The following is a 10,904-nucleotide window of genomic DNA, read 5'->3' on the forward strand; positions in this document are numbered from 1 at the left end:
TACGAAATTATAACTCAACACTTCTTAGCTGCGGCTGTGGTTCTAGCCCAGCAGCTCTTAAAAGAGGGCTATGCATTGGCGGATTTATGAGGGGATCTCTCAGCGTATTGCATGCCTTGGCTCATTAAACAGCGATGAGTTATCACGCCAAACCTAGCTTGGATTGATTGGAATGTCGATGTCCTATAAAGTGCTGATAATACATCGTCAATGCGAGTAAGCTTTATGATAAAAACAGCGTTGGTCGGTTTTGGTTTTTCTGCCAACACCTTTCATGTTCCTTTTCTAAGCGCCACCTCTGAGTTTGCTATTTCCGCGGTTGTCTCAAGCAAGCCTGATCAGGTGGCACAGCGGTTACCCAAAGCTGCTTGCTTTGATGATCTGAGTACCTTGTTAGCGCAACAGACGCCCGACTTAGTCGTGATCACCACGCCCAACCATCTCCACTACCAACACGTTAAACAAGCATTAGAAGCTGGTTGCCATGTCTTAGTGGAAAAGCCTTTTGTCACCAATAGCCGTGATGGCCTCGAGCTTGCCGAGCTGGCCAAACAAAAAGGCTTAGTCTTGTGCCCCTACCATAACCGCCGCTGGGACGGTGATTTTCTTACGTTAAAAGGTTTACACCTCGCAGGTGAACTCGGCGACATCAAAGTTATGCACTCCAGCTTTAATCGCTATCGCCCAGAAGTCCGTCAACGTTGGCGTGAGCTGCCAGGTGAAGGCGCTGGCATACTCTATGATCTCGGCTCTCACTTGATTGATCAAGCTCTATACCTATTGGGCGAACCAAATGCGATCTCTGGCACCTGTCGTGCACTACGCCCAGGAAGCGAAACGACCGACTATTTTCAAGTAACGCTACATTACCCAGATACTGAAGTGGTTTTATCGTCGAGCCCTTACCGTTCAGGCACCACCGAACGCTTTGTCGTTCAAGGTGAAAAAGCCACATTCAGTACGCTAGGATTAGATATTCAGGAAGAACAATTGCGCGCAGGCTTAATGGTGACCGCCGCAGGCTTTGGTGAGCAGGCTTATCAAGGCTTGATCGAGGTTGGTGACAGTGTCACTGCTGATCCGCTCACCCTCGAAGACGGTAAATATCACCATCTATTTGATGGCTTGGCCGAAGCGATAGCAGGTAATCAACCTCACCTGTTTGTCCCATTTCTGCAAGTAAAGTGATTTATGCTATAGAACTTGCGCAGCGCGCATCTGAAACCGGCACTCATCAGCCTGGGACTTTCAAAGCTAACCGTTTATAGAAATAAAAAAGCTCAACCACATGAACCATAGGTATGAGCTTTTTTATATCAATATATAAAGTTATAGTGCGTTTAAGAATAGGAAAAAGCCCAGGTTATGACTGAGCTAGACAAAAAGAAACCCTATTTGATGCCTTAATCGAGTGTAAACTGATAAACCATCATGAATAGTAAGAGCCAAAAAACCGATATCCGCCATTTGGCCAATGCCACTAAGCCAAGCGCTATGGGTACTAAATCTAAGGGTTGCTTATAGGCGGAAACCATACGGGTTGATAAAGCGCTGCGGCAAGAAGCCCCACCACACTTGCGTTAATGAGGCTAATCGCACCGGCCAAACGAGGCTGGGTTTTAACGGCCTCCCAAATCGGCAAGACACCGAACATCAGCAATGCGCCAGGCAAGAAAATCGCGATCGTTGCAATAATACTGCCCCACACGGGTGCCAGCCCTTCAACACTCGCGCCTAAATAGCTCGCCATGGTGAACATCGGGCCCGGCACCAACTGAGCGGCCGCATAGCCTTCAATTAATGCCGAATCAGTGACAACGTCACCTACGATCGGCTCAAGTAGTGGTAAGACCACATGCCCGCCACCAAAGACAAAACTGCCTGCTTGATAAAACAGATTAAACACCTGCACCCATAAGGTTTGATTGAACAACCAAGGTACCGTGAGTAAGAGTAAAAAAAGGCTAAGGATGACGGCACTGCGGCGCCACGCGATGTTGACTGACGTTTGATTTAGTTGGGGCTTCGCAAACCCAATGGCTCCCACAATGCCTGCAATTAGAATGGGAAGCACTTGGTATAATACGCCCGATGGTGTTAGCAGTAGCCATAACGTTGTTGCAACCGCCATTGCCCCAGTCGCTAACGAACCGATAAATTTCCTGCCGATTGATACAGTGGCATCAATCACTACCACGACCGCCAATAATTTGGCTGCGCTAATGATGCTCGCGATCCAATCTGAAGCTTGTGCGCCGCTGTTTAGTACCGCCGCTGCCGTCAACAAAATAAAAGAAGGCAAGGTAAACGCCACAAATGCGCCAAACGCACCACCACAMHACCGCGCGTTGATAGCCTATATACATGCCGAGCTGACTGCTTCCTGGGCCAGGTAAAAACTGGCTGATTGCTAAACCAGAAGCAAAGGTATCCTCACTCAGCCACCGCTTCTCTTTAACGAACACACGCTCAAAATAGCCGACATGCGCAGCAGGCCCACCGAACGACATGCACCCTAGCAAGAAAAACTGTTTGATTAATTCAATCATTTATCACCTCCTCGCTTAAATTTATGCAATGTGAGCCATGAATAAAAATAAGCCATTTCAATTATCGATATAAATAATACATAAGCAGATAAAAGAATAAATGAAAGACAATGTGAAAGTTTACAACCATTTTGAAAGTTAGCGATTACGTTTATCGTATTTAGTGTGTCCATCTAGAAACAATAAGCAGTAAGATATTGTAAAACAATAGGATATAAAAATAAGAGACCTGGATGATCGGGACAATACAATAGAGGATGCCTCTATGAGGCCATACAAAGAGATAGCGATTTGCAGTAGGGCTTGTCACAGATGAAGCATATTGAATAAAACAACCGCTATCGTGCTGGCTATGTGTTCTGTCTCCATGATAATTTAATGTGACGTTGTCACAGATAATTCCAGAGTCAGGGAAATATGTGGTAGGCTCACCCTACTGAGAACATGGAAGCACAGACTATGCTCGAACATCTTCAACAAATTGTTGTGTTGGCTGCCGTTGCACAAGAGCAGCACTTTACTCGCGCCGCTGAAAGACTGGGTATTTCCAAATCACAAGTGAGTAAACAGGTTCGTTATCTTGAGGATCGTTTGGGTGTCCAGCTGGTACAGCGTAACACCCGCTCCGTATCGTTAACCGAAGTGGGAAGTCGATACGCGGATTATGGTAGCCAGTTAATGGCAACCTTAGATGAAGCCGAAGCCATGGTCGCTGGTTATCGTAATGAGGTAACCGGCAAGCTAAAAATTGGCGTCGCACAGTCATTTGGTAATACGATAATGACGCGCCATTTTGCCAAATTCCGGCACCTGTACCCTGATCTTAATCTCGACATTAGTCTGTTCGACCATCGCCCTAGTCTCGTCGAAGAAGGCTATGACTGTTGGGTGGCGATTCATGAGCATCCTCCTGAGGGAATGGTGGCTAGGAAACTGGCAGACTGTCAGTTTAAACTGGTCGCTGCCCCAACCTACCTCACGAATAAAGGTACGCCGCAACAACTGAATGAATTACGTCATCATGACTGTATTACCTACCAAAGTCGTGAGCGTCGTTATGATCAATGGCCCTTCACCAAGGCCGGCACTGAACAAGTGGTTCATGTCAGTGGTCAATACACGATCAATAACGCCCCTGCGGTGCTCGAAGCGGTCAAAGAGGGATTGGGGATCGCGTATCTAGCGACCTATCTATTAAACGATGAGTTAGAAACTGGCGAGCTGGTTGAGATACTTCCTGAGTGGCAGCCTTGTCTAGATCTGCCGATTTATATCGTTTATCCACGACGTAAGCATCTTGCGCCTAAGGTCAGAGAGTTTGTCGATTTCATGCGTGATGAAATTGGCGATCCACCGCCTTGGGATCGCCAGTAAAGTGACAAGGTCACACGCCGCTTTTTTCTCCCACAACGTTGACGTCTTCATTTGACAGGACAGAACCTGCTGTCTGTTGGTTGAGAACGGGATTGGCGTACATTTGTTGCAAATACTCGCGTGCCGATTCAGGCGCTTGGGCGATTTTTTGCTCATAAAGACGGCGTTCGGCTGGTGTGACACTGTCATACTCTACCCCAGCCGCAATATAATTGGCCGGATACAAACGATACAGCTGATGAATTTGGCTATCAATCTTGGCCGCCATGGAATTAGGCGTATCTTGTGACGGTGTCACAGGCTTACCAAAGGCGACATGAACATGGCGTTTATTGCCGACGATGCCTTTAACGATGGTCTGAATGTCTTCAAACTCACTTTTTTCGTAAGCCCCTAATCGCTTAACCGCATCCAATTCCGTTGCTTTGTCCAGATCGCAAGGATCGTTTTGATACGATATCGCGACAGGTACTACGTTTAAATCGCTCATGTACGTATCAAAATCTTGCTTACGTTTTCGCCCTTCCATGTAGAACATTTTTAAGATCGCAGGATCGGTGATGTCTTCGCCGGTTTTTGCCCGTCCTTCTCGTTGCGCAATCCAGATAGACTGCCTTCATCGAGAGAAAGACGTAAGTAAGCTGATAATTGTGATAACGATTTCATCATTTCACGGGGGGCTTTAGCAGAACGCTTCACAATAAAACTTTTATTCAGTTTCATCAGCTCCGTTGCACAAGGCTTACGCAATAAGTTATCACCAATTGCGATTCTTACCGTATCTAATCCGCGCTGATGCAAACACCAATTAACTAAGGCGGGATCCATGGCAATATCTCTATGGTTAGAGACAAACAGATACGCTTGGCTTGGATCGAGATTTTCAACGCCCGAGACCGTGACCTTGTCACAGCTGGTCTTAATCATCTTGCGCATATAACTGGCAACATGTAGCTGCACGTCCTGTACCGTTCTGATGTTATTCCATTTTTTTGTTAGATACAGTTTTAGCGCAGGCTTGAGTAGCCAACCGAGCGGGCCAGATGCGTGTGGATAGCGATAAGATAAAATCGCATTGATAAACTCGTCGTCTTGAACAAGACGCTGAATCGCACCTGGAACTTCTTCGTCACAATAGGGACGAATCTCTTGATAGGGATCGTTAACTGTCTGCACGTTCTTCCATAATAGCTAATAAAAACCGCGCCATTTTACGCAGCCAAACAAGGATTCAAAGTGAATCCACCGATATTTTCCACAGGTTGGAGGTCAGACCTTCCCGCAACAAAAGGGTTCCCTTTCGGGCTGTTTACTTGACCTTAACAGCAAAAGTGCTCACCATTGCCACCTTGTTACATTGAGACGCCATTATGAAGTACACCAGCGAACATACTTGTTACCAATCCTCATCCCTGACTTTTACGCCTCGTAAGCGTCGTTACACGGCCAATTTGCTGTATGTTGAAGACGGCGTCGTATTTGTTCGCTTAGGGAAAACCGATATCCCTGTGCTTAATGGTCAAGGGTTTTGGCTTCCATTTGAATGTTTGCATGCCCTGACTATCACACCTAATACACGTGTCCATCAACTCGCTGTTTCACCACGTGTGACGCGAACGCTGCCCACACAAGTTGGCCATGTCGAGGTGTCGCCCCTACTTGTTGCCAGTCTTTCTGCACTTTGTACATCAGCATATCAGCCGTCATCATCAGCGCAAGCACACCGGCTTCAAGCTGTCGTGCTCGATCAGATTTCACTCATGTCGCCATCGCAAACTCTCGACCGACAAACCCAAAGCTTGGCAGACTGTGTGACACGAGCGCAAACAGGTCAACCGCCCGCAAACGCTGAACAACACTATCAATTACAAGCACTCACGCAACTGACCATGGAAGACTTACACGAGTATTTTATCGTGAGACAACTCCGTGCAGCCCTTAAATCTGGGCAAAAATTAACCAAGGCGGCGACTAATATCGGCATCGCACACGCGCAGGCAGAATCACTGTATGCGCGTTATACCGACGCTTTCGAGGCATGATACCAAAGGCAAATACCAACCCGCCAAGTGTTAATAAACCCTGAACGCCGAATCGGTTAGCTGTGCTGCGACGTTCGGGGTGGTTAACTCACTGATCGACAACCCCTGCTGTAGGCGTTCACGTATATGGGTACTTCGCACCACCACTTTTTCAGGCATACCCAAGACAGACCAGCGCGCAAGGATCTCGTCACTGTTCGCGAATTGACCAAACTTGACCAAGTTGTCTGGCCCAACGACAAACGTTAACGCGGCTTCTGGGTAATCTTGCTGTAACGCACTCAGCAGCATAAAGGTTGTGACAGGATCACCTTCAGCGCCAAGCGACGCTTCACGTTGACACAGCCTTAGGTTCGGGAGCGCGACATCCTCAATAAACGTCTGCACCCACTTACAGCGGGTATCATAAGGCGCCATCGCTTTCCCCCAAGCATGCTTGTAGCTGGGAACCAGTAATACCTGGTCAAAGTGATTCAGTTGCGCCAATACCGACGCATGGCCTTGCGTCGGCGGATTAAAAGCACTACCAAAAACTGCGATTTGCTCTGTCATCGTATTCTCTTTGCCGAACCATTCTGGATGCGGTGGATGTGGCGCACAATGATGCCATGAAACCAATCAAAAACCTAACACGTAACCAGCAACGCGAAGGGATTGATTTGGCTATACCCAACACGCGAGAGATCATGCACAATAATACGCAGCCAAACCTTCACTTAAGTCGCATGCCAGAGTTAAAGAGAGGAACACAACATGGAACACCCGATCCGCGAAGAAATGCGCGTGCAACCCACGATTGATCCAGCGCTCGAAGTACGCCGTCGTATTGCGTTTATCAAAACCATGCTGCAGCGCTCAGGAACACGGAGCCTCGTATTAGGCATTAGTGGGGGCGTCGATTCTTCAACATGTGGCAAACTGGCACAACTAGCCGTCGACGAGCTTAATCAAGGTACGGGCACCGAGCAGTATCAGTTTATTGCAGTACGCTTACCCTACGGTGAGCAAAAAGACGAGGATGAAGCCCAACTCGCGTTATCATTTATCCAACCTAGTAAAATCGTGGTCGTCAATGTGAAACCTGGTGTCGACGGCACACATCAATCGGTACTCGATGCGGTGTCGGAAGTCGGCCTATTACCAGCAAGCGAAGGGCGGATTGATTTTGCCAAAGGCAATGTTAAAGCGCGCGCCCGAATGGTGGCGCAATATGAAATTGCCGGTTTAACCCAAGGTTTGGTTGTCGGCACCGATCACTCGGCAGAAAATATCACCGGGTTTTATACCAAATTCGGCGATGGCGCCTGCGATCTTGCCCCTTTGTTTGGTCTGAATAAACGCCAAGTGCGTCAACTTGCCGCCCACTTAGAAGCGCCTCACGTGTTAGTCAATAAAACCCCTACCGCGGATTTGGAAGACTTATCACCACAAAAAGCTGACGAAGACGCACTGCAACTGACCTATGATCAAATTGATGATTTTCTTGAAGGTAAGCCTGTTGATAAGGCAGTAAAAGAGAAGATTATTAAGGTGTATCAGGCAACGCAGCACAAACGGCAGCCGGTCCCGACTATCTATGACTTAGAGGACTAACGAGTAAGCATTGACCGCGTTGTCGAAAACAGCAGTTAAGATATCGACGCGTGGAGCTGATGATCAGGATGCCGGTCGGCCTGTTGGCCGGCATCAATCAAGCCATCTAACTCTTGCCATAGGTTGTCACACAAACCGGCCGATACACAGCGACGCGAAAACCACCGTGTTCGCGTTGATATTGCTCAAACCGGATTGGACTGTGTTCACTACTGGCAATGACGTTTGCAAGGCGATCACAGGTTTTCACCACCAAGGCAAGCCAGGCAGCCTCATCTGTGATATCAAGCACAATCAAGCGCTGGTTTAACGCGCGTTTTCGCTCCTCGCGATTGGGTCGGCGCGGATCCGTCACCAGCACCACCGCACGAGCCACCGTGGGGCCGAAAAGCGCAGCGATCTCATCCACGCGTGTGGCAGTGTCTTCCAAGATATCGTGCAGTTGCGCCACAATACGCGCTTGTTCACCAAAAGGCGTCGCAATTCGCTCGACATGATCTAAGTGGCAACGGTAAGGCTGAGCCCCATATCGCTGGAGGCATGTCGCACCCTCGCCCACTCTCGCGCTTGTTCCAGCCGACTCCCCATCCAACACTCCTTTACTGACTTACTTCAAATTAATCAGGAATTGTCGGAATTGTAAATAAAAAGGCAATGTGTTTGCAGCGTATCTCACTCTTCAGACGAAGAGGCTTGGGCCGCTTGCGTTCGTATTTCATTGGCAACCTGCATAATCGCTGCACCGCTGCTCATTCCTTCTGCCATCAGTGCATGAATGCGCTCTGCCGCTTCTTGTTGTTGCTCATGGTTTAGCGTAACGCCATCAAACATAAGGTTGCTCTCTTGGTGGTCAGTGAGTGGTAAGTGATGATCAAAAAAGGCAGGCTATTTTAGGGCCTGCCCAATCATTTGTCATGCAGTAACTGGTTTAAAACGTAAAGGCCAGCTGTGCGGAGCCACCATAGCTGTTACTGTCAATAATACTTGCCGCGATATCGAGATTGGCGACGCCAAAGGGTGACAAACCCAGGCCGAGCGTAAAGGCATTATCGACGTTATCTTCTAGATCTGCACGATAACCGGTGCGTAGTTGCGCATGGCCAAAGGCGTCAAACTCTGCCCCTATCCGGAAAAACTGGGTGTCATCATCGACAGATGTGGTCCCTTTAAAGCCATTTTTTTTGTTCAAGTCTAAATCAGCGGCGACAGTGACAAAATCAGACACAAACGCCGACCCGAGGGTAAATTGCGGCTCAAGCTCGTAAGTAAAACGATGGCCAGTGACGGAACTCGTGACGGTATCGACATCTTGGCTAATCAGGTTTTTTCCCGCAAGCCCCACCCGATAAGGCCCGACTGCCACACCGCGCCCACGTCGAGGTTGAAGGCATTTTCCTCTTCGCGGTAACGACTATCATCCCAATTATCGATATCATAGTCATCGACCGAGATACCGTAGTTATAGGTGGTGATCCGCTGCAGTTTTGGCGTAACCCCTACAGCGACACGCTGCCCGGCGACATCAAGGTTCGAGGCCAGCGCCACGCCTAGTTCACCAACGCCGGCCGCGACGATGGTTGCATTTGAGTTTGGGTTGGATGTTAGGCCAAAATCATTGGGATCAATATCTGTTAATATGGCGCTCTCTATCAATCCGGAGGTATACAATGTCGCTGAGATAGAGCTCGTAGGGAGGCCCACTGCAGCACCAATACCCGCGTTGACATAGGCTTTATCGCCTTGCACCGCTTTTAGTGATCGCTCGATTTCACCCGCATTGTTAGTGTCAAATGCATCCGCAACATCATCCAGCCCGTCGATAAGCTCATCGGGATCTCGCGCTTCAGCACCAATATACGGGATGAGCACACCAAAGGCGCTATCGGGGTCAAGTGCTGCCAGCGCGGGGTTATGGAAGCCGGCGGAAAGATAATCCCCCGAGGCAACACCCGCACCGCCCATGGCATTGGCACGCGCATCGGTTGGATTAGTCGCAGCCAGGGTACTGGTTGAACAAGCGGCCAGTGCCACCACAAGCGTTTTTGTTTTAAAGGTCATTGCGTTACCCCTATGTATTTCATTGGATACTTAAAGAGCAAGCATAGAGGTAAAAGTGAAAAATTGGACTGTGCTCACTAAAAAGGTGTAAACTTTGTCAATTTAACGAAAACATAAATATCTATTTATTCATCACTTTGTTTGTCAGAGCGACTCGGCGCCATTCTATCCAACACTTCAGGTCTATCTAAAACCTCTGGGTCCAGATCCGGTAAGTCAATCGCTCGCCCGATACGCTGAACTTCTTCAATGGAAAGCGCTCCCTGCCAACGCCGCTCAATCAAGGCGACACTAAACCAATATTGGCCATTAGGCACATCCAGTATTGGCAGCTGGGTAGGAAGTCGTTTGTGCTTTTCCGCGGACCAAATCGGCGCACCATCCGGTTGATTGTGCGGATAAAGGTTGAGGCTCAGAAAGGGTCGTTGACAGGTTGAGTTAAAATCATCGAAAGGCGCAATATGCCAACTTCGGGTATCTTTCCAGCTCAATGTTTGACGCGGCTGAGGCTGAGTCAGAAGCAACCAACTCGACCATGTGTTCCCCGATACTGACTCAACAGTCAGTTGATAAAGGCCTTCCGAAATCGGATCGGAAAGCCCATCTTTGACCAAACGCCAACGATGTTGCTGCGCCGGAGAGAACTCACCACGCATCACCGTTTGGTCCGGTCATTGTTTTAGTGTGAGTGCATTGACACCCGCTGGTGATTCACCTGAGATCTGGAGTCGATAATAAACCCGGCTCGTGGTTTGGATGGTTTCGCGACGCACAGAAATATTGCTCAACCAATCAGGTAATGTCTTCTGACTTAAACTACGCCCACAGTCTTCCGTGATCGCAAGCGCAAGAAGTTGAGCGAGATGATCCTGTTTAGCGGCAGAGAGATTGGGTTGCTGCCATGCTTCAATCATCGCCTCAATACTTGCCGCAGTGTGGCCATTTAATAGGCGCTGATGGGCGCTGGTTAACGCGTCATTGCCGTCAAACCAAGCTGCCTGCGCGCCACCAGCACCCAGCATTGTTGCTAATAGTCCAAAGATAGCGCGCTTTTTCATCATGCTTTCATACGATAGCCGACGCCACGTAACGTCTCGATATTCACCGAGGGTAGCTTCTGGCGTAATTGTAATATATGGGTATCAACGGTACGCGTGGTGGGATAATGGTTATAGCCCCACACTTGATCGAGCAGTTCATCGCGAGTGAAGACACGTCCCGCGTTTTTGGCTAAAAAATGCAATAAATCAAACTCAGTGCGTGTCAATGTTACCTCTTGTTCGCCACA

General features: G+C 48.6%; 9 protein-coding genes and 4 pseudogenes. 4 read left to right on the forward strand and 9 right to left on the reverse strand.

Translation table 11 applies throughout. The features are described 5' to 3' along the window. The first annotated feature begins 225 nt into the window (after positions 1-225). The gene (locus DZ54_RS20845) at positions 226-1,188 is read left to right on the forward strand and encodes a Gfo/Idh/MocA family oxidoreductase (RefSeq protein ID WP_240473963.1); all 963 of its coding nucleotides are present in this window, start codon (positions 226-228) and stop codon (positions 1,186-1,188) included. Positions 1,189-1,507: 319 nt separating this feature from the next. Here the strand turns inward: DZ54_RS20845 and DZ54_RS20850 are convergent, their stop codons facing one another. Together DZ54_RS20850 and DZ54_RS26045 are read right to left on the reverse strand one after the other, a co-directional pair. Then, entirely contained in the window at positions 1,508-2,074 is a 567-nt protein-coding gene (locus DZ54_RS20850) for a chromate transporter (protein ID WP_420804852.1), read from the reverse strand. A gap of 27 nt (positions 2,075-2,101) precedes the next feature. Continuing rightward, positions 2,102-2,549: pseudogene (locus tag DZ54_RS26045) on the reverse strand (chromate transporter); the annotation flags it as partial. Positions 2,550-3,008: 459 nt separating this feature from the next. On the opposite strand from DZ54_RS26045, the gene DZ54_RS0110460 reads away from it, so the two are divergent. Further along, positions 3,009-3,923 carry a LysR family transcriptional regulator gene (locus DZ54_RS0110460; protein ID WP_025674019.1) on the forward strand — a complete coding sequence of 305 codons (915 nt, stop codon included), beginning with the start codon at positions 3,009-3,011 and terminating at the stop codon, positions 3,921-3,923. A gap of 10 nt (positions 3,924-3,933) precedes the next feature. On the opposite strand, the pseudogene DZ54_RS20855 reads toward DZ54_RS0110460, so the two are convergent. Continuing rightward, a pseudogene (locus tag DZ54_RS20855) lies at positions 3,934-5,099 on the reverse strand (lysophospholipid acyltransferase family protein). 194 nt (positions 5,100-5,293) lie between these two features. Here DZ54_RS20855 and DZ54_RS23520 point away from each other — a divergent pair. Then, positions 5,294-5,965, forward strand: coding sequence for a cupin domain-containing protein (locus DZ54_RS23520; RefSeq protein ID WP_025674020.1), 672 nt, complete (start codon positions 5,294-5,296; stop codon positions 5,963-5,965). Positions 5,966-5,995: 30 nt separating this feature from the next. Here the strand turns inward: DZ54_RS23520 and DZ54_RS0110475 are convergent, their stop codons facing one another. After that, positions 5,996-6,517, reverse strand: a complete 522-nt coding sequence (locus DZ54_RS0110475; protein WP_025674021.1) for a nicotinate-nicotinamide nucleotide adenylyltransferase — start codon at positions 6,515-6,517, stop codon at positions 5,996-5,998. A 201-nt stretch (positions 6,518-6,718) separates the two neighbouring features. Between DZ54_RS0110475 and nadE the strand changes: the two genes are divergently transcribed. Further along, complete coding sequence (gene nadE / locus DZ54_RS0110480; RefSeq protein ID WP_025674022.1) at positions 6,719-7,558, forward strand: ammonia-dependent NAD(+) synthetase; 840 nt, start codon at positions 6,719-6,721, stop codon at positions 7,556-7,558. 106 nt (positions 7,559-7,664) lie between these two features. On the opposite strand, the gene DZ54_RS20865 is transcribed toward nadE, so the two are convergent. From DZ54_RS20865 to DZ54_RS0110505, 5 genes and pseudogenes are all read right to left on the reverse strand, one after another. Further along, positions 7,665-8,150, reverse strand: a complete 486-nt coding sequence (locus DZ54_RS20865; RefSeq protein WP_338057050.1) for a phosphohydrolase — start codon at positions 8,148-8,150, stop codon at positions 7,665-7,667. An 80-nt stretch (positions 8,151-8,230) separates the two neighbouring features. Continuing rightward, a complete protein-coding gene (locus DZ54_RS24185; RefSeq protein WP_081721647.1) occupies positions 8,231-8,389 on the reverse strand; it encodes a YoaH family protein in 159 nt (52 codons plus the stop codon). Between the two features lie 97 nt (positions 8,390-8,486). Beyond that, a pseudogene (locus DZ54_RS20870) lies at positions 8,487-9,616 on the reverse strand (conjugal transfer protein TraF). Between the two features lie 125 nt (positions 9,617-9,741). Beyond that, a pseudogene (locus DZ54_RS20875) lies at positions 9,742-10,677 on the reverse strand (DUF2861 family protein). Next, positions 10,674-10,904 (reverse strand): winged helix-turn-helix domain-containing protein (locus DZ54_RS0110505; protein ID WP_025674023.1); only part of this gene is annotated, 231 nt, incomplete at its 5' end. The pseudogene DZ54_RS20875 and the gene DZ54_RS0110505, both read right to left, overlap by 4 nt.

The organism is Salinivibrio socompensis S35, assembly GCF_000513715.1.
Classification (GTDB): domain Bacteria; phylum Pseudomonadota; class Gammaproteobacteria; order Enterobacterales; family Vibrionaceae; genus Salinivibrio; species Salinivibrio socompensis.

Bases quoted from the DNA above. Each gene is read 5' to 3' on its own strand.
- DZ54_RS20845 (WP_240473963.1), top strand. From the start codon at position 226: ATGATAAAAACAGCGTTGGTCGGTTTTGGTTTTTCTGCCAACACCTTT.
- DZ54_RS24185 (WP_081721647.1), bottom strand. From the start codon at position 8,389: ATGTTTGATGGCGTTACGCTAAACCATGAGCAACAACAAGAAGCGGCA.
- DZ54_RS0110475 (WP_025674021.1), bottom strand. From the start codon at position 6,517: ATGACAGAGCAAATCGCAGTTTTTGGTAGTGCTTTTAATCCGCCGACG.
- nadE (WP_025674022.1), top strand. From the start codon at position 6,719: ATGGAACACCCGATCCGCGAAGAAATGCGCGTGCAACCCACGATTGAT.
- DZ54_RS23520 (WP_025674020.1), top strand. From the start codon at position 5,294: ATGAAGTACACCAGCGAACATACTTGTTACCAATCCTCATCCCTGACT.
- DZ54_RS0110460 (WP_025674019.1), top strand. From the start codon at position 3,009: ATGCTCGAACATCTTCAACAAATTGTTGTGTTGGCTGCCGTTGCACAA.